The organism is Delftia sp. Cs1-4 (genome assembly GCF_000214395.1).
Classification (GTDB): domain Bacteria; phylum Pseudomonadota; class Gammaproteobacteria; order Burkholderiales; family Burkholderiaceae_C; genus Comamonas; species Comamonas acidovorans.
The window spans coordinates 5,254,550-5,277,131 of sequence record NC_015563.1 but is presented as its reverse complement, the minus strand read 5'-3'; the positions used below and the strand labels follow the sequence as shown (position 1 = coordinate 5,277,131).

The window sequence follows — 22,582 nt, the reverse complement described above, 5'->3', positions numbered from 1 at the left end:
CATTCGGGTCGCCTTCTTTGATCTGACCTTTCTTGGCGAATCAAGAAAGGGCAGTCGGCCGCCGGGCCGAGACCCGGCCTCGAAAAACAACCACCCGGCAGGGGCAGAAACGAGCAACACCAGGGACAAGAACGAGCAACAGCAGGGGACGGCCCCGTTCAAGACTCCTTGAACAGCCTCCCCCCCACAAAATCCACAAACGCCCTCACCTTAGGCGACAACTGCCGACTCGACGCCCACAGCGCCGAAAACTGCCCCGTGTGCGTCAGCTCATCGGCCAGCACCCGCTGCAGCTCGCCACGCCCCAGTGCATCCCGCGCCAGGAAGTCCGGCATATAGGCCAGCCCCATGCCCGCCACGGCCGCGCCCAGCATGGCTTCCATGTTGTTGCAGACCAGGGCGGCGGGCAGGTGGGGCGGCATGCCGGGCAGCACCCATTCCTCCAGCTTGCCGCTGCTCAGGAAGCGATAGCGCAGGCAACTGTGCTGTGCCAGTTCGGCGGGGGATTGCGGTATGCCCCGTGCCGCCAGGTAGTCGGGCGAGCCGGCCAGGATGAAGCGGAACGGCCCCAGCCGGCGCGCGACCAGGCGCGAGTCGGCCAGTTCGCCGCTGCGGATGACCACGTCCAGGCCAGCCTCGACCACGTCCACCAGGTGGTCGTTGAAGTCCAGGTCCAGGTCAACCTCCGGGTACAGGGCCTGGAACTCGGGCAGCACGGGCAGCAGGAAGCGGTAGCCGATGGTGGGCAGGCTCACGCGCAGCCGCCCGCGCGGCGCCTCGGCGGCGGCCTGCATGGTGGCGCGCGCATCGTGCAGTTCATCCAGGATGCGGCGGCAGCGCTCATGGAACAGCGCGCCTTCCTGCGTGAGCCGCACCTGGCGCGTGGTGCGCTGGAACAGGCGCAGGCCCAGTTGCTGTTCCAGCCGCGCCACGTTCTTGCCTACGGCCGAGGCCGAGATGCCCAGGGCGCGCCCGGCCTCGGCAAAGCTCAGCAGGTCGGCTGCACGCACAAAGGATTCGAGTCCGCTGAAGCTGTCCATGTCGATTGCCAACCTTGGGTTGGGAGTGTGGGGAGTCTGGCGCCTATTTTCACGGCATTGCAGCGCTTTTATCGTTCATGCATGCCTGGCCATGTGCGGCCGGGAAATTGCGAAAGCCTTGCCAACCATGTCCTCCTGCCTGACTTCTTCCCGCGCACCGGGTGCGCTCCACGGTACAGCGCGACCGCGTGCGTCCCCGGTCTGGGTGCTGTTGTCGGTGTGCCTTGCGGCGCTGGCGATGCCGCTGAGCTTTACCGGGCCGGCCGTGGCCCTGTCTGCGCTGCGCGAGGCGCTGGGCGGCGGGCCGCTGGCGCTCAACTGGGTGACGAATGCCTTCATGCTGAGCTTTGGCGCCACGCTGATGGCGGCTGGCGCGCTGGCCGATCTGCACGGGCGGCGGCGCGTTTTCCTGGCCGGGCTGGGCGTGGTGCTGGCCAGTGCGCTGGCCCAGGCCTGCCTGGGCGGGCAGGGGGCCATTGTCGTGTTCAACCTGCTGCGTGCGCTGCAGGGCCTGGGCGCGGCGGCCGCGCTGGCGGGCGGCACGGCGGCGCTGGCCCAGGTGTTCGATGGAGCGGGGCGCATGCGCGTCTTCAGTGGCGTGGGCACGTCGTTTGGCGTGGGCCTGGCCTTCGGGCCGTTGCTGTCGGGCTGGTTGCTGGGCGTGGCGGGCTGGCGCGGCGTGGTGCTTTGCGTGGCCGCCGTGGCGCTGGCCGCGCTGGTGCTGGGGCTGCGCTGCATGCCGGAGTCGCGCAACCCGAAGGCGCAGCGGCTGGACCGGGCCGGTGCGCTGCTGTTCACCGCAGCCCTGGCGCTGCTGACCTGGGGCGTGCTGCAGGGGCCGGAGGCGGGCTGGTCCAGCGGGGCGGCGCTGCTGCCGCTGGCCGGTGCCGCGCTGGCGCTGGCGGCCTTTGTGGCCGTGGAGCGGCGCGTGCAGCAGCGCACGGGGCAGCCCATGCTGGACCTGTCGCTGTTTCGCTATCCGCGTTTCGTGGGCGTGCAGTTGCTGGCGGGTGCGCCGGCCTATGCCTTCGTGGTACTGCTGGTGCTGCTGCCGGTGCGCTTCATCGGCGTGGAGGGCATGGCGCCGCTGCAGGCGGGGCAGCTGATGTTTGTGCTGTCCCTGCCCATGCTGTTCGTGCCGTTGCTGGCGGGCTGGCTCACGCGCTGGATCTCGGCCGCGCTGCTGTGCCTGGCGGGGTTGCTGGTGTGCGCGGCGGGCCTGCTGTGGCTGGGCGGGTGCGCGCCGGGCACGGCCTTTGCGCAGATGGCGCCCCCGCTGCTGCTGATCGGCCTGGGCATCGGGCTGCCCTGGGGTTTGATGGATGGCTTGGCCGTGAGCGTGGTGCCCAGCGAGCGCGCCGGCATGGCCACGGGCATTTTCAGCACGGTGCGCGTGGCGGGCGAAGGCATGGCGCTGGCGCTGGTGGGCGCGGGGCTGGCTGCATTGCTGGCATGGCGTCTGTCGGCCCTGGCAGCTCAGGCGCCCCAGGCGGCGCAGGCGGTGCATGCCACCGGCCGCGCGGCGCAGTTGCTGGTGACGGGGAACATCGCCGAGGCCATGGCCCTGCTGCCCGGCCTGTCTGCACCCGCCGTGCTGGCGGCCTATGGCCAGGCCTTTGGCATCTTGCTGGATGTGCTGGCGGGCATCACGGTGCTCACGGCGCTGGCGGTGTACGGGTTCCTGCGTGCCGGGGCCCCCACGGATACCGGTACGGGCACGGACATGGCACATGCCTGACAATCGCGGGTTTCACTCAGCCGCCAGCCGCTTTTCGCCATGTCAGAGGAATCCCAGAACAACGCCCCCCAGACCCCCTATGAATGGATCGGCGGCGAGCCCAGGGTGCAGGCCCTGGTGGACCGTTTCTACGATCTCATGGACCTGGAGCCCGGCTATGCCGAACTGCGTGCCGCCCACGGCAGCACCCTGGCCGATGCGCGCCAGAAGCTGTTCTGGTTCCTGTGCGGCTGGCTGGGCGGCCCGGACCATTACCAGGACCGCTTCGGCCACCCGCGCCTGCGCATGCGCCACATGCCGTTTTCCATCGGCATCCTGGAACGCGACCAGTGGGTGGCCTGCATGGACCAGGCCATGGGCGAGACCGGCGTGCCCGAGGATTTGCGCGTGCGCCTCAAGGCCAGCTTCATGAACACGGCCGACTGGATGCGGAACCGGTAGCAGCTGGCTGCCCCCGGCGCTGCTGAAAAAAAGGGCCGGCCCCCTGCAGGAGGCCGGCCCAAGCAGCAATCGGTTGGGGTTCAGAGCTTTTCGTCGCGCATGTAGTACCAGTGGTACAGGAACCGCTGCCCCAGCCGGCGAAACGGCGCAAACGCGGGCGAGCGAACCATGTTGAAGACGTTCGGATACTCCAGCTCCGAGTTGTAGATGGGCAGCTCGAAGGTCTTGCTCTGGCGCCCCGCGATGCGCTCGGCCATGCGACGGCCCGCGTGGGCCGAGAAGGAGACGCCGTTGCCGCCATAGCCCACGGCGTAGAAGATGCTCTGTGCCGGATCGGGCTGGAAGACGCGCGGCATCATGTCGTGGCTCACATCGACCCAGCCCCACCAGGAGTAGTCGATGGTGATGCCCTTGAGCGCCGGGAACTTGCGGTGCAGGCCGTCCACCAGCTTGGCCATGTGGATGGGGTTGGGCGCATCGGCACCCGTGACGGCGCTGCGGCTGCCGATCTGCACGCGGTTGTCGGGCAGGCGGCGGTAGTAAAAGCGCAGCGTGCGCGTGTCGGTGATGACCTGGGTGGTCTTGAAGCCCGTGGCCTCCAGTTCCTGCTCGGTCAGCGGCCGCGTGACCAGCGAGTTCGAGAGGATGGGCATGATCTTGGAGCGCAGGCTGCCATGCAGGGCGTTGCTGGTGTAGCCGCCCGTGGCAAAGCCCACGGCGCGCGCCCGCACGGTGCCGCCGGGCGTGCGCAGGTGGTGCACGCCGTTGCGCGTCTCGACGCCCAGCACCGGGCTGGCCGGGTGCACCTTGACGCCCAGCTCCCGCGCCTTGCGCAGGTAGCCGAAGGCCAGCTTGAGCGGGTGCACGCCGATGCCGTCGGGCTCGTGCATGGCGCCGTGGCTGTCGGCGTCGTTCACATAGTCGCGGCGCAGCTCCTCGGGGCTGAGCATGCGGGCGTCGTAGCCGAAGACCTCGCGCATGATCTGGGTCTCGTTGCGCAGGAAGTCGAGTTTCTTTTCGCGGTGGGCGATGTAGAGGTGGCCGCCGGGCTGGGGCTCGCACTCGGGGAATTCGGCCACCAGGTCCTTGAAGGTCTGGAAGCCCTCGCGGATCTCGGCGTCGAGCTTGAGCGCCACGTCCTTGCCCCAGCGCGCGATCCATTGCGAGCGGTACAGGCGCCCGCTGGCGTTCTGGCCCTGGCCGCCATTGCGGCTGGTGCAGCCCCAGGCGGTCTGGTTGGCGTCCAGCACCACGGCGCGTATGCCGTGTTCGCGCGCCAGGAACAGGGCCGTGGCCAGGCCCGTGAAGCCCGAGCCGACGATGGCCACGTCCACGTCCATGTCGCCGCTGACGGGGCCGTCATCGTCTGGCGGGCGTCCCGCCGTGCCGACCCAGTAGGTGGGCGCATAGCCCGTGCCGTGGCCCGGGTTGGCGGCCACCAGCGGGTCGTACTGAGGGTCGTAGGGACGCAGGTGGCTGGGGCGGATGTCCTCGGCTTTCATGGCGGATGTCTCCTGGTGCGGCGGTTTGGGATCTGCCGCTTTTTGCTATGGATTCGGTGGAATGGGGCCAATGCCGGCAAGCCCTGCAAGGCGGTGCGCCGACGATGGAATCAGCATAGCCAGCAGGCCATGGAGCCAGTTAGCGCCACAGCCCAGCTTTCGATAGAGCCAGTGGCGGCCGGTGCGCGCGCCTGGACCTAACGATTGATGGCATCTGGTTCTAACGGGTCCGTGTGCCTGCTACCTACCATGGCCCATCGACATTTCGATGACGCGGCGCGGCGGCCCTGCCCGGGGCCCGGCGCCGTGGTACCCACCACAGACAAGGAGACAGCATGAGCGCAGACACCAACCCTCCGGATGCCCAGTTCCTGGCCCGCTTTGCCGAGGCCTGGAACCGCCACGACATCGAGGCCCTGATGGGCTTCATGGCCGATGAGTGCGAGTTCCACGCCGTGGCCGGGCCCGATCTCATGGGCCGCAGCTTCGTCGGCCGCCAAGCGGTGCGCGAGGGTTTCCAGATGGCCTGGCAGGCCTTCCCCGATGCGGCCTGGCTCGATGGAGACCATTTCGTGCAGGGCGACCGTGGCGTGTCCGAGAGCACCTTCAAGGGCACCAAGGCCGACGGCCTGCGCGTGGAAGCGCGCATGGTGGATGTCTTCACCTTCAAGGACGGAAAGATCGCCGTGAAGAACGCTTTCCGCAAGGACCGCCCGCCGGTGGCGGCCGCCTGACGGCGCGGGGCCTTGCGGCCCCGTGCCACCGGGAACACCGGATACGCCACGGCAAGGCGCGCACCTGCGCAGCCACCACAACAGAGCATCAGCCGTGGCGCCTGAACGCAACAGGAGACAAGACATGATCGGACATCAGCAAGCCTCTTCGCCGGGGCTTTCACACGGGCTCAAACAGCGGCACATGACCATGATCGCCCTGGGCGGCGTCATCGGCGCCGGGCTGTTCGTGGGCAGCGGCGTCGTCATCAAGTCGGCCGGGCCGGCCGCGATTCTTTCCTTCCTCATCACGGGCCTGCTCGTGGTGCTGGTCATGCGCATGCTGGGCGAGCTGGCCTGCTCCATGCCCGGCGGAGGGTCCTTCTACGAATATGCGCGAGAGGCCTGGCGCGACCGCCCCGGCGTGGGCCGGCTGGCAGGCTTTCTGACGGGCTGGATGTACTGGTACTTCTGGGTCATCGTCGTGGCGCTGGAGGCCGTGGCCGGTGCCGACCTGGTGCGCTACTGGCTGCCCGATGTCCCCAACTGGAGCATCAGCCTGGTGCTGCTGGTGATGCTGACGCTGACCAACCTGGTCTCGGTGAAGTCCTTTGGCGAGTTCGAGTTCTGGTTCGCCTCCATCAAGGTGGCGGCCATCGTGGTCTTCCTGTTCGTGGCGGGCGTCTACGTGCTGGGCCTGACGCCTGCGTCGCAGGGCATGCACTTCGGCAACCTCACCGGCAATGGCGGCTTCATGCCCAACGGCATCGTGCCGGTGCTGACCGGGGCCGTGGCGGCCACGGGCTTTTACTTCGGTGCCGAAATCGTGACCATTGCGGCGGCTGAAACTGCCGAGCCGCAGAAGGCCGTGGCCAAGGCCACCAGCTCGGTGATCACGCGCGTGCTGGTGTTCTATGTGGGCTCCATCTTCCTGGTAGCCTGCCTGGTGCCCTGGAACGCGGTTGGCATCGCCACGCCGTATGTGAGCGCACTGAACACCATGGGCGTGCCGGCTGCCGCGCAGATCATGAACGCCATCGTGCTGACGGCCGTTCTGTCGGCGCTGAACTCGGGGCTGTATGCATCCTCGCGCATGCTATTCGCGCTGACGCGGCGCGGCGATGCGCCCCAGGCGCTGGCCAAGGTCAGCCGCAACGGCGTGCCCACGCGCGCCATCCTGGTGGCCACGGTGTTCGGCTACGGCGCCGTGGTGATGTCCTATGTGTCGCCCGACAAGGTGTTCGCCTTCCTGGTCAATTCCTACGGCACGGTGGCGATCTTCGTCTACATCCTGATCGCCATCTCGCAGCTGCGCCTGCGCTCCCGCCTGGAGCGTGAGGCGCCGCACCTGCTCAAGGTGCGCATGTGGTGCTATCCGTACCTGACCTGGTTCGCCATCTTCGGCATGCTGTCCATCGTCATCGCCATGGCCTTCATCCCCGAGCAGCGCACACCGCTGGCGCTGGGCGTGGCCAGCCTGTGCATCCTGCTGCTGGCCTATGGCGTGCGGCAGTTCCTGCAGCGTGGCGTGGCGCCGGTGGTGTCCTCGCTGTCCGAGGCCGCGCAGCCCGAGCCGCAGAAGTACTGACCCAGGGGCGGCGGGACCGGCAGTGCCGGTCCCGGCCATTCCTTGCGTTACTTCTCGGGCTGCTCCTCACGGATCGCATCGGCCAGGGCCTTCACGCCCTGGCCGATGTCGTTGGCGGGTATGGACTGGTAGCCCATGCGCATGTAGCTGCCGGGCGTGCCCGGGCGGGCGAAGAACACATCGCCGGGCTCGATGAGCACGCCGTGCGCTGCGGCGCGCTGCGCCAGGGCTTCGACAGGCATGTGGTCGGGCAACTGCACCCAGCACGAGCCCCCGCCGCGCACGGGCGTGATGCGGCAGCCGGGGGCATGCTCGGCCATGGCGGCAGTCAGCGCCGCGTGCCGCTCCTTCTGCGCCTGTGCCAGGCGCCGCTGCTGGGCCTCGTAGTGGCCCAGGGAGATGAACATGGCCAGCGTGCGCTGCACGAAGGTGGCGGGGTGGCGGATCATGAGCCGGCGCAGCGCGCGCAGCTCGCGTATCAGCTCTGGCGCAGCCACGATGTAGCCCACGCGCAGGCCCGGCGCCAGGCTCTTGGACAGGCTGCCCACGTAGATCACGCGGTTGCTGCGGTCCAGGCTCTTGAGCGCCGGAATGGGCTGGTCGTCGAAGCTGCTCTCGCTCTCGTAGTCGTCCTCGATGAGGATGATGTCGTGCGCCTCGGCCATCTCCAGCAGCGCCTCGCGCCGCGCCAGCGGCATGGTCACGCCCGTGGGGCATTGGTGGCTGGGCGTCACGTAGAGGTAGTCGAGCTGGCGCAGCAGCGGCGTGACCGGCAGGCCCTGGCCGTCCACCGGCAGCGGGATGACCTGGGAGGTGCGGCTGCTGAAGATGTTGCGCGCGTCGGGGTAGCCGGGCTCCTCGATGCCCACGGCCGTGCCCTCGCGCATCAGCAGGTCTGCCACCATGTAGAGGGCGTGCTGCGCACCCACGGTAATGATCAGCTCGTCGGCCGAGGCCCAGACGCCGCGGCGCGGCAGGATCTTGGTCTGCACCTGCTGGATCAGCATCTCGTCGTCGCGCGCGATCTGGTCGGGCGCCCACTGGCGTATGTCCAGCACGCCCAGGGCCTTGAGGCAGCATTCGCGCCAGGCGGCCGTGGGAAACAGCTCCTTGTCGAACTGGCCGTACAGGAAGGGATAGGGGTAGCGCTGCCAGTCCTCTTCCTTGACGATGCTGCGCTGCTGGCTGGGCAGCAGCCACAGGCGCCGCGACCAGTCGGTGCGGCGGCCTTCGCCAGGGCTGCTGCTGGCCGCAGCGCCGCCCGGCGTGCGCCCCTTGAGTACGTCGGGATGGATGAAGTGGCCCTTGCGCTGGCGGCTCAGCAAAAAGGCTTCCTCGGCCAGCTGCTGGTAGGCCAGCACGACGGTGATGCGTGCCACGCCCAGGTGGCGCGCCAGCTCGCGGCTGGAGGGAATGGATTCGCCGGGTGCGAGGATGCCCGAGAGGATGGCATCGACCAGCATCTCGCGGATCTGGCCCTGCAGGCTCAGGGAGGGGCGGGCGCTGCGGCGAAACAGCTGCCCCCACATGGCGCCCTCGGGCGGTTGCGGCTGCGTGGCCGCGCGCTTGTCTGTCATGTCTTGTCGTTCCCGCCGCTGCGGCGGGCCGCTCGCTGTGTTTGTCTCCCGCGCAGGTGCAGGGCAGGGCCTGCATCCGCGACCGGCCAATATAGGCCAGCGCGGTGCGCCACGGGGCCCGGAGTTTGCGATGGTTGCAATTTTTGCGGAGAGGCCGGAAATTGATATACAATCGTTGTCTTGGCGGCTGTAGCTCAGCTGGATAGAGTACTTGGCTACGAACCAAGGGGTCGTGGGTTCGATTCCTGCCAGCCGCACCAAAACGACAAGCCTCAGAACTGCAAAGTTCTGAGGCTTTTTCGTTTCAGGCGCCCGCACAGGCCCGCACAGGCCCGCACAGAGGCCGTGGCAATGGTTCAGGCGCTGGGCAACGGTTATTTTTCGATATTTTCATGGTTTTCCTTAAGCGTTCAAAAAGCACGCTATAATTCGAAGCTTGGCGGCTGTAGCTCAGCTGGATAGAGTACTTGGCTACGAACCAAGGGGTCGTGGGTTCGATTCCTGCCAGCCGCACCAAAACGACAAGCCTCAGAACTGCAAAGTTCTGAGGCTTTTTCGTTTGTGCTCAGTTGGTGTCGCGGTTTTTTCGGCGTCTTCGCCTGCTGCGGTGATCTGTGTGAAGATCGGCTCCCTATGAGCAAGGCTTTCACCAAGGAATCCGACGGCGACGACGATGATGAAGTCGGCCTGCCGCCCTTGCCGCCGGGCGGCAAGAACTACATCACGCCCCAGGGCTTCGCGCGGCTGAAGACGGAGCTGCTGGACCTGATCGACAACGAGCGCCCGCGCATCGTGGAGATCGTGCACTGGGCGGCCAGCAATGGCGACCGCTCCGAGAACGGCGACTATCTCTACGGCAAGAAGCGCCTGCGCGAAATCGACCGGCGCATCCGCTTTCTGACCAAGCGGCTGGAGATCGCCGAGGTGGTCGATCCCTCCGTGCATGCCGGCAGCGAGCAGATCTACTTCGGCGCCACCGTCACCTATGTCGATGACGAGGGCGAGGAGCGCACCATCACCATCATGGGCATCGACGAGGCCGACAGCGCACGCCAGCAGGTCAGCTGGATCGCACCCGTCTCGCGCGCCCTGCTCAAGGCCCGTGTGGGCGACGAGGTGGCCCTGCCCACACCCGCAGGTGTGCGCACGCTGGAAGTGCTGGAAGTCACCTACCCGGAGCCGGGCAGCGCCGCCGGGTGAGCGTTCAGGGCTGCAGTTTCTGCAGCAGCTCCAGCGTGGGATAGCCGTCGGCCACCAGGCCCTGGCTTTGCTGGAACTGGCGCAGGCCCGCGCGTGTGGCCGGGCCCATCACGCCATCGGCCGTGCCGGCTGAAAATCCCCGTTCGTTGAGCGCAGCCTGCAAGGCGCGCAACTGGTCGCGCGACAGCGGTGCCAGATCGCGCGGCCAGGCCGCCTGCACGCCCGGGCCGCCGGCCAGTTGCTGCGACAGCAGGCCCACGCCCAACGCGTAATTCACGGAGTTGTTGTAGCGCAGGATGGTGCGGAAGTTGGCACCCACCATGAAGGCCGGCCCGCGCGCGCCGGCCGGCGCGATCACGCTGGCATCGGCCATGGCGGGCAGGGCGGAGCCGTCCACGGCCTGCACGCCTTCGGCTGCCCATTGCGCGCTGTCCTGGCGCACGCTGGTCTCGGCGCGTGCATGGTCAAAGCCTGCCGGCAGGCGCACTTCCACGCCCCAGGGCTCGCCCGTCTTCCAGCCCGAATGGGCCAGGTAGTTCGCCGTGGAGGCCGTCACATCGGGCAGGCTGCCCCAGATGTCGCGGCGGCCATCGCCATCGGCATCCACCGCATAGGCCAGGAACACGGAGGGCAGGAACTGCGTGTGGCCCATGGCACCCGCCCAGGAGCCGATCATGTGGGCCGCATCGATATCGCCGTTGTCGATGATGCGCAGGGCTGCGAGCAGCTCCTTTTGCGCCCAGGCGGCGCGCCGGCCGTCGAAGGCCAGCGTGGCCAGCGCATCGACCGTGGGGAAGTTGCCGAAGTTGCCGCCGAAATTGCTTTCCATGCCCCAGATGGCGGCGATCACCTCGGCCGGCACGCCATAGCGCTGGCTGGCCGACTGCAGCGGTGCAGCCGCTTCGCGCAGCTTGGCACGGCCCTGGGCAATGCGCTGGGCCGATACGGCGCTGTCCAGGTACTGCCAGGGCGTGCGCGTGAATTCAGGCTGCGAGCGGTCCAGCTGCACCGCGCGGCGCTGCAGCCGGGCAGGCTCCAGTGCGCTGCGCACGGTTTTCTCCGAGATGCCGGCGTCCAGCGCCTTGCGCGCGAAATCCCGCTTCCATGCTTCGAAGCTGGTGGCCTCGGCCTGCTGGGCGGCGTCCGGCGCGGTGGCCGGTTCGGGCTGCACGGGCGCGGCAGGCGCCGTGGGGGCGGGCATGGAGGGCGGCACCGTGACCGGCGCAGGCGCCGGCCGGGACGCGCAGCCGGCCAGCAGCACGGCGGCCAGGGCGGTGGCCAGGGCGGTGGCCAGGGCGGCACGGTTCAGCGCGGCGGGATGGCGGACGGTGGGAAAAGCTTGGGCAGTGGCGTGTGCGGCGGCTTGGGCGGTGGCGTGTGCGTGGTGCATCCGGCCATTGTCTCCGCTGCGCCCCGGCTCGGAGTGCAACACGGTGTTTCTGCATTGGGCGTGCGGGGCCGCTATGCTGTGCGGCCATGACCGCCACCGCTCCACCGCCATCACCATCCCCGGTTCTGCACGATGCCGGGCTGGCCCTGCGCGCCTTGCTGCCGCCCGGCCGGCGCTGGCTGGTGCTGACGGGCGCGGGTTGCAGCACGGGCTCCGGCATTCCGGACTACCGGGATCTGGAAGGCCAGTGGAAGCGCCCCCAGCCGGTGACGCTGCAGGCCTTCATGGGCAGCCATGCCACGCGCCAGCGCTATTGGGCGCGCAGCCTGCTGGGCTGGCCCGTGATGGCGCAGGCCAGGCCCGGCCAGGCCCACGCGGCACTGGCGCAGTTGCAGCAGCGCGGATGGATCGAAGGCCTGGTCACCCAGAATGTGGACGGCCTGCATACGGCCGCGGGCAGCGATGGCGTCATCGACCTGCACGGCCGCATCGCCGCCGTGCGCTGCATGGGCTGCGGCGCCGGCATGGAGCGCGCCGTGCTGCAGGCCATGCTGCTGGAGCGCAACCCCGGCTGGGCCGGCCTGAGCGCCCAGGCCGCGCCCGACGGCGATGCCGATCTGGAGGGGCGCGACTTCAGCCGCTTCGACGTGCCGGCCTGCCCGCACTGCGGCGGCGTGCTCAAGCCCGATGTGGTGTTCTACGGGGAAGGCGTGCCCAGCCAGCGGGTGCAGGCCGTGCGCGCCATGCTGCAGCAGGCCGGCGGGCTGCTGGTCGCCGGTTCTTCGCTGATGGTGTATTCAGGCCTGCGCTTCGTGCATGAGGCCGTGGCCCAGGGCAAGCCGGTGGCCGCCATCAACCAGGGCCGCATGCGCTCCGAGGATTTGCTGGCCCTCAAGATCGAGCAGGACTGCGGCCCGTTTCTGCAGCAGCTGGCCCAGGACCTGGCGCAATGAAAAAGCCCCGCAGGAGCGGGGCAGTGTTCATCAGGGGATGACGCGCGATGCGCGCACCACCGAATGCACGCGGCGCAGGTTGCGCAGCGCGGACTCCACCTGCTGGTTGTCGTGCACCGAGATCACGAAGCACAGGTCCGTGGTGCTCATGGCGGCCTCGTCGGCCATGTCCACGCGCAGGATGTCCACCTCGGCGCCGGCCAGCTCGGCCGCCACGCGCGCGAGCACGCCCTTGCCGTTGTTGACGGTGACCACGATGCGTGCCTCGAACAGGCGCGCGGCATCCATGTCATCGGCCCACTCGACCACGATGAAGCGGTCCCTGTCCTTTTCCTGCAGGCGCTGCGCGATCTTGCACTGCGCATGGTGGACGATCAGGCCTTCGCCACTGCCCAGGTAGCCCACGATGGGGTCGCCAGGCACGGGGCGGCAGCATTGCGCGTAGTGGATGGAGCCCTGGTTGGAGCCGTCCAGCAGCACGGCACCCTGGAAGGGGCGGTTGCTGGAGTTGAAGCGTTCGCGTGTGAGCAGCAGGGCGTCGGGCCGGTGGCCGTGGCGCGCCATCAGCGCCGTCAGGCGCGAGGCCACCAGCGACGCAATGCGCCGGCCCATGCCGATGTCCACCATCAGGTCGGCGCGGCTGCGGCTGCCGGCCATGCGCAGCACCTCGTCCCACAGTGCCTGGTTGGCCTCGTCGGCCGGCGGCACGGCATCCATGCCTTCGGCGCGCATGGCCTGGGCCAGCAGGTTCTCGCCCAGGCGGGCCGATTCGCTTTGCGCGGCCGACTTCAGGTAGTGGCGGATCTTGGAGCGCGCGCGGCCCGTCTTCACGAAGCCCAGCCATGCCGGGTTGGGCGTGGCGTCCTCGGAGGTGACGATCTGCACCACGTCGCCGCTCTTGAGTTCGGTGCGCAGCGGCACTTCCTCGTTGTTGATCCGGGCGGCCGTCATGTGGTTGCCGACCTTGCTGTGGATGGCGTAGGCGAAGTCCACCACGGTGGCGCCGCGCGGCATGGCCATGATCTCGCTCTTGGGCGTGAACACGTAGACGGCGTCGGGGAACAGGTCCACCTTGACGTGGTCCCAGAACTCGGCCGCATCGCGCGTCTCGTTCTGGATGTCCAGCAGCGACTGCAGCCACTGCGTGCCCAGCTGCTCGGAATCGTGGCCGGGCTGGGCCTTGTACAGCCAGTGCGCGGCGACGCCGGCTTCGGCGACGATGTGCATTTCCTCGGTGCGGATCTGGAACTCGATGTTCACGCCCGAGGGGCCCACCAGCGTGGTGTGCAGCGACTGGTAGCCATTGTTCTTGGCAATGGCGATGTAGTCCTTGAAGCGGCCCGGCATGGGCTTGTACATCTGGTGCAGCACGCCCAGCGCGGTGTAGCAGTCGATCACGCGCGGCAGGATGACGCGAAACCCGTAGACGTCCGTCACCTTGGCAAAGCTCAGCTGGTTCTTCTCCATGCGCAGATAGAGCGAATACAGCGTGCTTTCGCGCCCGGCCAGGCGTGCCTGCAGGCCTGCGCCGGCGAACTCCGCATTGACCTCGTCCTGCACGCGCTGGACCAGGTCGCGGCGGCGCTTGCGCGAGCGGGCGATGGCCTTTTCCAGCGTGGCATAGCGCCAGGGGTGCAGGTGGCGGAAGGCCAGGTCCTGCAGCTCGCGGTAGGTCTGGTTCAGGCCCAGGCGGTGGGCGATGGGTGCGTAGATCTCCAGCGTCTCCGACGAGATGCGGCCCCACTTGTTGCGCGGCATGTCGCCCATGGTGCGCATGTTGTGGGTGCGGTCGGCCAGCTTGATCAGGATGACGCGCACATCGCGCGCCATGGCCAGCAGCATCTTGCGGAAGGACTCGGCCTGGTTTTCCTCACGCGTGTTGAACTGCAGCTTGTCCAGCTTGGTGAGGCCGTCGACCAGCTCGGCCACGTCCTGCCCGAAGCGCTGGGCGAGGTCCGCCTTGGTGACGCCGCAGTCTTCCATCGCATCGTGCAGCAGCGCGGCCATCAGGGCCGGGGCGTCGAGCTTCCAGCTCGCGCACAGCGCGGTGACGGCAATGGGATGGGTGATGTAGGGTTCGCCGCTGCTGCGCCACTGGTCGCTGTGGGCCAGGTCGGCAAAGGCATAGGCTTCGCGCACCTGCTCGATGCTGGTGGCATCCAGGTAACCCAGGTGCTCCATCAGTCCGGCAAAGGCATTGGCCGACACGCTCGCTGCCTGCTCTGCAGACATGCGCTCGGGCCGGGGTGTCGGTACGGGATCAGAGGGGGCTGTGAACGAAGTCAAGGCCGCTTTCATGACTTAAATGTAGCGTGCATGCGGGTTTGTGCAGGCTTCATGTAAAAAAAGCACCGCTGTGCGGTGCTCTTTGTGGGGCCATTGTGTTGCTTTGCAGCAAATCAGCCCGGAACCTTCTTCAGCATCTCCAGGCCGACCTTGCCTTCGGCGATCTCGCGCAGGGCGGTGACACCGGGCTTGTTCTTGGTTTCGATCCTGGGCGTGTGGCCCTGGCTCAGCATGCGGGCGCGGTAGGTGGCGGCCAACACGAGCTGGAAGCGGTTAGGGATCTGCTCCAGGCAGTCTTCAACAGTGATGCGTGCCATCAGGATCTCCGGGAAACGTCAGTTGGGTACAGAAATATTGAGAGACTCGAAGGTCTCTGCGCGGCGGCTGCGCTGAGCCGCATACTTGAGGCGCTGGGCGTGGATGATCGTCTTGAGATCAAACAGTGCGCTCTCGAACAATTCGTTGATTATAACGAAGTCGAATTTCGCCACCTGGGCCATCTCCTCGGCCGCGTTCGTCAGGCGCAGCTCGATCACCTCGGGTGCATCCTCGCCCCGGTTTTCCAGGCGTGCGCGAAGCTCGTCCCAGCTGGGCGGCAGGATGAAGATCAGAACGGCGTTCGGAAACGCCTCCTTGACCTGCAGCGCGCCCTGGTAGTCGATCTCCAGCAGCACGTCGGTGCCGACCTGGATGCGCTCTTCCAGCGCCTTCTTGGCCGTGCCGTAGCGGCGGCTGTGCACATTCGCCCATTCGACGAAGGCGTTGTTCGACACCATGGTGTCGAATTCCTGGTCGGAGACGAAGTAGTACTCGCGGCCGTGCTTTTCCTGGCCACGCGGCGCGCGGGTGGTGTGGGAGACGGAGGGCGAGACACGCGCATCGAACTCGCGCAGGGCTCGCACCAGGCTGGACTTGCCGGCCCCGCTGGGGGCCGAGACGACAAAGAGGTTTCCGGGGTAATCCATGGATTTGTGCGCAGTTTGGTTACGCATGGGCATCTGTGATGGGCTTATTCGATGTTCTGCACCTGCTCGCGCATCTGCTCGATCAGCACCTTCATGTCCACGCTGATGCGGGTCAGCTCCAGCGTGGCGGACTTGGAGCCCAGTGTGTTGGCTTCGCGGTGCAGTTCCTGGATCAGGAAATCCAGGCGCTTGCCGATCTCGCCGCCCTTCTTGAGCAGGCTCTGGATCTCGTCCAGGTGCGAGTCCAGGCGGGTGACTTCTTCCGCCACGTCGATGCGGATGGCAAAGGCCGTGGCCTCGGTCAGGGCGCGGTCCTGTGCGGCTTCGGGCGCCACGGCGCCTTCGGCCAGGGCCATCGCTTCCTTCCAGCGCTCCATGAAGCGCAGGCGCTGCTGCTCCACAAGCTGGGGCACCAGGGGTGTGGCGTCTGCCGCGAGCTTGCGCAGCTGGGCGATGCGGTCCAGCAGCATGGTGGCCAGGCGCTTGCCTTCGCGGGCGCGGGCCTCCAGCAGCTCGGTCAGGGCCTGCTCTGCCAGCGTGGGCAGCACGCTGCTCCAGTCGATGGCCGAGTTGGCGCCGCCGCTGGCCAGGCGCAGTGCATCGGAGACGGACAGGCTGCGAGCGTCGGGCAGCCATGACTGGACGGTGTCCTGGAGCATGGCCAGGCGCTGCAGCATGGCGGTGGAGGGGTCGGGCAGGGAGTTGCCGTCGTCGTTGTCGATGGCGGCGCGCACTTCGACCTTGCCGCGCTTGAGGCGGGCGGTCAGAAGGGTCCGCAGGGCCGGCTCATGGGCGCGCAACTCGTCGGGCAGGCGGAACGAAAGATCCAGGAAGCGGCTGTTGACCGAGCGGATCTCCAGACCGAGCCGGCTGTTGCGGCCCGACGCTCCACCATCTTCTGCGGACGCGCCGTGCTGGGCACTGGCGTATCCGGTCATGCTGTAAACTGGCATTGGACTTTTGATGGATGCTTGCAATTGCCCGATTATCCGGGTTTCGCCTCATCCCTGAGACTCACCGGAGAAAAATGTCTTCCAAGATCAAGCCGGCGCCATTGCCGCCAGGCAGCACGATCGGCGGCTATCGGGTGGTGCGCAGGCTTGCTTCCGGCGGTTTCGGCGTCGTTTACCTGGCCTTGGATGCAGAGGGCAAGCAGGTTGCGATCAAGGAATACCTGCCCGCATCGCTGGCCACCCGTGCCCCCGGAGAGTTGCAGCCCGCCGTGGCTCCCGAAAAGCTTTCACTGTACCGCCTGGGCCTCAAGAGCTTCTTCGAGGAAGGGCGTTCCCTTGCACAGATCTCGCACGCTTCCGTGGTCAGCGTGCTCAACTTCTTTCGCGAGAACGAAACCGTCTACATGGTGATGAACTACCTGGAGGGTGCCACCCTGCAGGACTTCGTTGTCACCGCGCGCGAGCTCAAGGCCGAGAAAGTGTTCCGCGAATCGACCATCCGCTCGCTGTTCGACGAGGTGCTGCGCGGCCTGCGCATCGTGCACCAGCACAAGATGCTGCACCTGGACATCAAGCCGGCCAACATCTTCATCACCAATGACGACCGCGCCGTGATGATCGACTTCGGCGCGGCGCGCGAGGTGCTGTCCAAGGAAGGCAACTTCATCCGCCCCATGTACACCCCGGGCTTTGCCGCGCCCGAGATGTACCGCCGCGATGCGTCGCTCGGCCCCTGGACCGACATCTACGCGATTGGCGCCTGCATCTATGCCTGCATGCAGGGCTTTCCGCCCAACGAGGCGCCGCAGCGCCAGGACAAGGACCGGCTCACGCTGGCGCTGACCAAGCTGCGCGGCGTGTACTCGGACAACCTCATCGAAGTCGTCGAGTGGTGCATGGCCATGGACCCGGGTTCGCGCCCGCAGTCGGTGTTTGCGCTGCAAAAGGAATTGAGCCGCGAGGGTGAGCGCCGCTACACCAAGCTCAGTGTCTCCGAGCGCATGCGGCTGCAACTGGACACGCTGGTGACCGACGCCAAGAAGAACATGCAGAAGATCAGCGGCGCGGCAGGCCTGCCGGCCGTCGGCCAGGAGCGCAAGCCATGAGGTTTTCGGTATTTCAGCTGAGCCGCCGCGGCGGCCGGGCGCTCAATGAAGACCGCATGGGCTACTGCTACACGCGGGAGGCCGTGCTCTTCGTGCTGGCCGACGGCATGGGCGGCCATCCCGAAGGCGAGGTCGCCGCGCAGCTGGCGCTGCAGGTGATGTCCGTGCATTTCCAGCGCCAGGCCAAGCCGCTGCTGGACGATCCGCAGGGCTTTCTGGTCGATGCGCTGCTGCATGCGCACCGGCAGATCCTGCGCTACGCCAGCGCCAAGGGCATGATCGATACGCCGCGCACCACGCTGGTGGCGGCCGTCATCCAGAAGGGCAAGATCACCTGGATCCACTGCGGCGACTCGCGCCTGTACCTGGTGCGCGGTGGCGAGCTGCTGGTGCGCACGCGCGACCACTCCTATCTGGAGATGGGCGAGATCGCCGCGCAGCTCAAGACATCCAGCCGCAATGTGCTGTTCACCTGCCTGGGCTCGCCGTCCAAGCCCATCTACGACGTGACCGAGCCGCGCCGGCTGGAGCAGGGCGACAAGCTGCTGCTGTGCTCCGACGGCCTGTGGGGCAGCGTGGACGAAGGGCACCTGATGCGCACCCTGCACGGCCGCACCGTGTCCCAGGCCATCCCGCAACTGGTGGAAACGGCGCTGCGCAACGCGGGCGATGCCAGCGACAACGTCACGGCCATCGCCATGGAGTGGGAGACGCCCGACGCCTTCGAGTCCACCATGGGCATCTCCACCCAGGACATCGAGAACGACGCGTTTGAATCCACGATCCAGGGGGGGCCAATCGAAGACCTGGAAGATGAGCTGGATGACGCCGCCATCGAGCGCTCCATCGCCGAGATCAACGAGGCGATACGCCGCTCGGCCGAGCGCCAGTTCAAGCGCTGAACGCCGCTGCCGGCCCGCAGCAGCGGTGCCGGTGGCGCGCATGGACTACCGAACCTATTGACGACAAAGGGCGCACGGGCGCCCGACTGGATTTCTACGATGAAGATTGTGTTGGCCTCCAACAACCGCGGCAAGCTCGCCGAGCTGCAAGCCATGTTCGCCCCGCTGGGCGTTGAACTGATTCGCCAGGGCGACCTGTTCGAGGGCGAGGCGCCCGAGCCGCATTGCACCTTCGTGGAGAACGCGCTGTCCAAGGCCCGCTTCGCGGCCGAGCGCACGGGCCTGCCCGCCATTGCCGACGACGCCGGCATGTGCGTCTCGCACTTCGGCGGCCTGCCGGGCGTGGATACGGCCTACTACTGCACGCAGTTCGGCTACGAGAAAAGCGACGACAACAACGTGCGCGCCCTGCTGGAGCAGATGCAGGGCGTGGCCGACCGCCGCGCCGCCATGGTCAGCACCCTGGTGGGCGTGCGCAGCGCCAGGGACCCCGAGCCGCTGATCGCCATGGGCCGCGTGCAGGGCGAGATCACCACCGAGCGCCGTGGCACGCAGGGCTTCGGCTTCGACCCCGTGATGTACATCCCCGAGCTGGGCCAGACCTTTGCCGAGATGGACCCGGCCGTGAAGCACGCGCACAGCCACCGCGGCCGCGCCACGCTGCAGATGATCGAACTCGTGCGCGAGCGCTGGGTGCGATGATTCCCATCCAGCCCCAGGATTCGGCCTCCGACGCCCAGGCCGCCGTGCAGCGCGACATCCAGCACTACATGCGCCCCGGCACGCTGCAGCTGGGCAGCCTGCCGCCGCTGTCGCTGTATGTGCACCTGCCCTGGTGCATTCGCAAGTGCCCGTACTGCGACTTCAACTCGCACGAGCACGGCCGCGACGGCCCCGAGCTGCCCGAAGACCGCTACATCGACGCCCTGGTCGCCGACCTGGAGAGCGCGCTGCCGCTGATCTGGGGCCGCACCGTGCACAGCATCTTCATCGGCGGCGGCACGCCCAGCCTGTTCGCGCCCGAGTCCATCGACCGGCTGCTGGCCGCCATCCGCGCGCGCCTGCGCATGGAGGCCGACTGCGAGATCACCATGGAGGCCAACCCCGGCACCTTCGAGACCGACCGCTTCCGCGCCTTCCGCGCGGCCGGTGTCACGCGGTTGTCCATTGGCGTGCAGAGCTTTGACGACCGCCTGCTGCAGGCCGTGGGCCGCGTGCACGACGGCGCCCAGGCGCGTGCGGCCGTGCGCGAGGCGGCCGACAGCTTCGAGACCTTCAACATCGACCTGATGTACGCGCTGCCCGGCCAGACCGAACTGGACCTGGCGCGGGACCTGGACGTGGCCATGTCCTTCGCCCCGCCGCATCTGTCGGTCTATCACCTGACCATCGAGCCCAATACGTATTTCGCCAAGTTTCCGCCTGCCATCCCCGAGGACGACCTGGCCTACGACATGCTGGACCGCATCACCGCGCGCACCGCTGCCGCGGGCATGCAGCGCTACGAGATCTCGGCCTATGCGCGTGAGGGCCACCAGTGCTGGCACAACCGCAACTACTGGCAGTTCGGCGACTACCTGGGCATAGGCGCGGGCGCGCACAGCAAGCTCAGCTTTGCGCACCGCATCGTGCGCCAGGTGCGCTTTCGCGATCCCGCGCGCTACATGGACCAGGCCCTGGCCGGCGCGCCGCTGGCGCAGGACGGCGAGGTGCGCCGTGCCGACCTGCCCTTCGAGTACATGCTCAACGCGCTGCGCCTGCGCGAAGGCTTTGCGCTGCAGGACTTCATGGAGCGCACGGGCCTGCCGCTGTCCTCCATCGCCAAGGGGCTGGACGCCGCACAGGCCAAGGGCTTGATCACGCGCGACCTGGGGCGGGTGGTGCCCACGGAGCGGGGTTTTGACTTCCTCAGCGACCTGCAGGAGCTGTTCCTGGCGGAGTGATCGGGCCAACGACCATTGAAAAAGGACGCCTCGGCGTCCTTTTTTCATCCAGCGCCACAGCGCAATCGGTCGGCGATCAGCCGCAGCGCACGGCCACGATGCGGCCTGTGCCGTCGACCACCAGGTTCAGGCGTTCCTGGTTGAACTCCATCGTCGTTGGCTGGCCTTCGCGCAGCACGCGGGCCATGTAGGCGCCCGACTGCTTGCGGGCGGCCTCCAGCGTGGCCGAGGTATTGCTCTTGCCCACGAAGGACTGCGCCGATGCCGCATTGCAGACCTGCACGGGGCGCGGGGCCGGTTGCGCCGCGCCGCCGCCGCTGCCACCAAAAGGATTGCTCATGCCGGCGCAGCCTGCCACCAGGGTGGTGGCGCCCAGCAGGGCCAGGGCGGCAAGGCGGCGTTGGAGGGCGGGGGCGGTCATCGGCATGGTCTGTCTCCTCGATTCATGGGGTGTTGCTGCGCAGTATCAGGGCAGGCGCGGGCGCGCTGCCTCGGACAATGCCGCATACCTTAGCCGGGCTGAGCCGGGCCAAGGCGAAGCCGAAGGCATGCGGAAGTAACAGGTGGCAGCAAAGGCTTCAGCGCCGTGCGCTGCGGCCTTCCGCGGGGGCGTGGTGGAAGACCGTGGCCTCCATGCCCATGGCGCGTATCTTGGCGGCCGCCTGATCGGCGCTGCGCTGCTTGGCAAAGGGGCCCGAGCGCACGCGCACGATCTCGCCCTTGTTGCTGTGCAGGGTCTGGCTGAGCGTGGGAAGCTTGGCTTTCTCCAGCCGCTCCACCACGCGCCCGGCATTGCCAGCTTCAGAGAACACGCCGATGTTGATGTAGTAGTTGCCCGGCTCCAGAGCCGCCGAGGCGGCCTTGGCAGGTGCCGGGGCCTTTGCGACGGGTTCGGCGGGCTTGGCGGGCTTGGCTGGTTTGGTTTCAGCCGCCGCCTTGGAGGGCTTGGCGGGCGCTGGCGTGGCTGCGTGCGCGGACGCTGGTGCTGGCGCAGGCGCAGGTGCAGGTGCAGGTGCAGGTGCAGGTGCAGGTGCTTTGGCTGGCACCAACGCGGCCTTGACGGGAATGGCTGCAGCTGCAGTGGCCGCGACGGCACCCGCAGCGCCGGCCGCTGCCACGACGGGCATGGGTTCGACCGTGCCGGAGACAGTGCTGCCGGCAGCGGGCAAGGGCGCTTGCGGATCAGGGCGCGCCTCGGTCTGGGCAACCGGCTCTTGCGGCGGGGGCGTGGGGGCAGGAGTGGGGGCGGGTGTGGGCGCCAGTTCCGTCCTTGGCGTTTCAACGGCAGCTACGGCTGCGGCGGGCGTTGGCGCCACGGCTGGTGCAGCTGGCGAAACTGGTGCAGCGGCCGGTCTGGCTTCGGACGGGATCACCTCGGTCTGTGCCGCCAGGAAATGTGGCATGCCCGACAGCGCCCAGATGCCTGCACCGGCAGCGGCGGCAAGCACCGCACCGGCCGCCACGGCCAGCCGCTTGCGCAGGGGCGTGGCCGCGCGGCGGGCCAGGCGTTCGTGCGCTGCGGCCATGTTGGGGGCCTCGCCAATGGCTTGCAGCGTGTGGCGGCGCACATGGTGCCAGTACAGGGCATTGGCGCCCAGGCCGGGAATGGCAATGGCCAGCAGGATCAGCGTGGCATCGATGCCGTGGGCAATGGCCGGGGGCAGGCCCAGCGCGGGGCGCAGCAGCAGGCCCCAGACCAGGCCCGTGCCGCCGGCGGCCAGCGCATAGAGGCCGCCCTCTTGCCACAGCCCGCGCAGCCCGCACCAGGGCAGGGTGAACAGGCCTGCGGCCAGGTTCCAGGTAGGCAAGGGCTTGCCCAGCGCGTCGAAGCGCTCGAACAGGCGCAGGTAGTAGTCGCGTGAGGGCTCGCCAATCAGGCTGGCGTACAGGCCCGGCATCAGGCCGGTGCCCTGTCCGCCCGTGAAGCTGGTGACGCCGGAATGTGCGCCGGCGCCTGCCCGCTCGTTGGGGGCAGCGGCGTCATCGCCGTGCTGCAGCGCATAGGCTGCGGCGGCGAAGGCGCTGGCTATCGAGGGCGGCAGTTTGCTGGGGCTCTTGGGAGAGTCGGCCGTGTCGGGCCTGCTGGCACTGCCGGACTCGGCAAAGGCGGGCTCCTGCCGGGCAGGGGCCGCCTGCCTTCCGAAGTCGATGGTGGCGGGAGGTGCTGAGATGGCGTCTTCCGATGGGGCGGGCATGTCAGCAATTGTGTCATGCACTCATGGCTGTCGGAATCACGACATTCGGGCGGATCGATCGGGTGAATCAATCGGTCAGACCAATCGCGC

Annotated in this window: 20 protein-coding genes and 2 tRNA genes; 12 read left to right on the top strand and 10 right to left on the bottom strand. The window is 67.9% G+C overall.

Features of this window, described 5'->3' with window-relative positions; all coding sequences use genetic code 11:
• Positions 1-158 precede the first annotated feature (158 nt).
• Positions 159-1,040 (bottom strand): LysR substrate-binding domain-containing protein, encoded by an 882-nt coding sequence (locus tag DELCS14_RS23110; protein ID WP_013803802.1) that lies wholly within the window; start codon positions 1,038-1,040, stop codon positions 159-161.
• A gap of 205 nt (positions 1,041-1,245) precedes the next feature.
• Here DELCS14_RS23110 and DELCS14_RS23105 point away from each other — a divergent pair, with 205 nt between their 5' ends.
• Both DELCS14_RS23105 and DELCS14_RS23100 read left to right on the top strand, forming a co-directional pair.
• Positions 1,246-2,778: an MFS transporter gene (locus DELCS14_RS23105; protein WP_083829107.1), complete on the top strand. Its 1,533-nt coding sequence runs from the start codon at positions 1,246-1,248 to the stop codon at positions 2,776-2,778.
• Positions 2,779-2,817: 39 nt separating this feature from the next.
• Positions 2,818-3,219 (top strand): group II truncated hemoglobin, encoded by a 402-nt coding sequence (locus DELCS14_RS23100; protein ID WP_012203943.1) that lies wholly within the window; start codon positions 2,818-2,820, stop codon positions 3,217-3,219.
• Between the two features lie 80 nt (positions 3,220-3,299).
• Here DELCS14_RS23100 and DELCS14_RS23095 read toward each other — a convergent pair whose 3' ends face one another.
• The gene (locus DELCS14_RS23095; RefSeq protein WP_013803800.1) at positions 3,300-4,721 is read right to left on the bottom strand and encodes an FAD-binding oxidoreductase; all 1,422 of its coding nucleotides are present in this window, start codon (positions 4,719-4,721) and stop codon (positions 3,300-3,302) included.
• A gap of 335 nt (positions 4,722-5,056) precedes the next feature.
• Between DELCS14_RS23095 and DELCS14_RS23090 the strand changes: the two genes are divergently transcribed.
• Together DELCS14_RS23090 and DELCS14_RS23085 are read left to right on the top strand one after the other, a co-directional pair.
• Positions 5,057-5,455, top strand: coding sequence for a nuclear transport factor 2 family protein (locus tag DELCS14_RS23090; protein WP_013803799.1), 399 nt, complete (start codon positions 5,057-5,059; stop codon positions 5,453-5,455).
• A gap of 124 nt (positions 5,456-5,579) precedes the next feature.
• Complete coding sequence (locus DELCS14_RS23085) at positions 5,580-7,022, top strand: amino acid permease (RefSeq protein WP_012203946.1); 1,443 nt, start codon at positions 5,580-5,582, stop codon at positions 7,020-7,022.
• A 47-nt stretch (positions 7,023-7,069) separates the two neighbouring features.
• Here DELCS14_RS23085 and DELCS14_RS23080 read toward each other — a convergent pair whose 3' ends face one another.
• Entirely contained in the window at positions 7,070-8,599 is a 1,530-nt protein-coding gene (locus DELCS14_RS23080) for a PLP-dependent aminotransferase family protein (protein ID WP_013803798.1), read from the bottom strand.
• Positions 8,600-8,782: 183 nt separating this feature from the next.
• On the opposite strand from DELCS14_RS23080, the gene DELCS14_RS23075 reads away from it, so the two are divergent.
• From DELCS14_RS23075 to greB, 3 genes are all read left to right on the top strand, one after another.
• A tRNA-Arg gene (locus DELCS14_RS23075) sits at positions 8,783-8,859 on the top strand.
• Between the two features lie 179 nt (positions 8,860-9,038).
• Positions 9,039-9,115, top strand: a tRNA-Arg gene (locus tag DELCS14_RS23070).
• A 117-nt stretch (positions 9,116-9,232) separates the two neighbouring features.
• On the top strand, positions 9,233-9,799 hold the full coding sequence (greB, locus tag DELCS14_RS23065) for a transcription elongation factor GreB (protein WP_013803797.1): 567 nt from the start codon (positions 9,233-9,235) through the stop codon (positions 9,797-9,799).
• A gap of 4 nt (positions 9,800-9,803) precedes the next feature.
• Here greB and DELCS14_RS23060 read toward each other — a convergent pair whose 3' ends face one another.
• Complete coding sequence (locus DELCS14_RS23060; RefSeq protein ID WP_013803796.1) at positions 9,804-11,189, bottom strand: lytic murein transglycosylase; 1,386 nt, start codon at positions 11,187-11,189, stop codon at positions 9,804-9,806.
• 86 nt (positions 11,190-11,275) lie between these two features.
• On the opposite strand from DELCS14_RS23060, the gene DELCS14_RS23055 reads away from it, so the two are divergent.
• A complete protein-coding gene (locus tag DELCS14_RS23055) occupies positions 11,276-12,142 on the top strand; it encodes an NAD-dependent protein deacetylase (RefSeq protein ID WP_013803795.1) in 867 nt (288 codons plus the stop codon).
• 30 nt (positions 12,143-12,172) lie between these two features.
• Here the strand turns inward: DELCS14_RS23055 and DELCS14_RS23050 are convergent, their stop codons facing one another.
• The 4 genes from DELCS14_RS23050 to DELCS14_RS23035 all read right to left on the bottom strand — a co-directional run bounded on the left by DELCS14_RS23050 (position 12,173) and on the right by DELCS14_RS23035 (position 16,331).
• Positions 12,173-14,440 carry a bifunctional (p)ppGpp synthetase/guanosine-3',5'-bis(diphosphate) 3'-pyrophosphohydrolase gene (locus tag DELCS14_RS23050; protein WP_012203951.1) on the bottom strand — a complete coding sequence of 756 codons (2,268 nt, stop codon included), beginning with the start codon at positions 14,438-14,440 and terminating at the stop codon, positions 12,173-12,175.
• Positions 14,441-14,541: 101 nt separating this feature from the next.
• A complete protein-coding gene (rpoZ, locus tag DELCS14_RS23045; RefSeq protein WP_012203952.1) occupies positions 14,542-14,745 on the bottom strand; it encodes a DNA-directed RNA polymerase subunit omega in 204 nt (67 codons plus the stop codon).
• A gap of 18 nt (positions 14,746-14,763) precedes the next feature.
• Positions 14,764-15,393, bottom strand: coding sequence for a guanylate kinase (gmk, locus tag DELCS14_RS23040; protein WP_013803794.1), 630 nt, complete (start codon positions 15,391-15,393; stop codon positions 14,764-14,766).
• Positions 15,394-15,437: 44 nt separating this feature from the next.
• Positions 15,438-16,331: a YicC/YloC family endoribonuclease gene (locus DELCS14_RS23035; RefSeq protein ID WP_013803793.1), complete on the bottom strand. Its 894-nt coding sequence runs from the start codon at positions 16,329-16,331 to the stop codon at positions 15,438-15,440.
• A gap of 89 nt (positions 16,332-16,420) precedes the next feature.
• On the opposite strand from DELCS14_RS23035, the gene DELCS14_RS23030 reads away from it, so the two are divergent.
• From DELCS14_RS23030 to hemW, 4 genes are all read left to right on the top strand, one after another.
• Entirely contained in the window at positions 16,421-17,452 is a 1,032-nt protein-coding gene (locus DELCS14_RS23030) for a serine/threonine-protein kinase (RefSeq protein ID WP_012203955.1), read from the top strand.
• Entirely contained in the window at positions 17,449-18,354 is a 906-nt protein-coding gene (locus DELCS14_RS23025; protein ID WP_012203956.1) for a protein phosphatase 2C domain-containing protein, read from the top strand. The genes DELCS14_RS23030 and DELCS14_RS23025 overlap by 4 nt, the downstream gene beginning before the upstream one ends.
• 99 nt (positions 18,355-18,453) lie before the next feature.
• A complete protein-coding gene (gene rdgB, locus DELCS14_RS23020) occupies positions 18,454-19,056 on the top strand; it encodes an RdgB/HAM1 family non-canonical purine NTP pyrophosphatase (protein ID WP_013803792.1) in 603 nt (200 codons plus the stop codon).
• Entirely contained in the window at positions 19,053-20,297 is a 1,245-nt protein-coding gene (gene hemW / locus DELCS14_RS23015; protein WP_013803791.1) for a radical SAM family heme chaperone HemW, read from the top strand. Before rdgB ends, hemW begins: the two co-directional genes overlap by 4 nt.
• A 76-nt stretch (positions 20,298-20,373) precedes the next feature.
• Here hemW and DELCS14_RS23010 read toward each other — a convergent pair whose 3' ends face one another.
• Positions 20,374-20,724, bottom strand: a complete 351-nt coding sequence (locus DELCS14_RS23010; RefSeq protein ID WP_013803790.1) for an I78 family peptidase inhibitor — start codon at positions 20,722-20,724, stop codon at positions 20,374-20,376.
• Positions 20,725-20,875: 151 nt separating this feature from the next.
• Positions 20,876-22,492 carry an SPOR domain-containing protein gene (locus DELCS14_RS23005; protein WP_013803789.1) on the bottom strand — a complete coding sequence of 539 codons (1,617 nt, stop codon included), beginning with the start codon at positions 22,490-22,492 and terminating at the stop codon, positions 20,876-20,878.
• Positions 22,493-22,582: the final 90 nt, after the last annotated feature.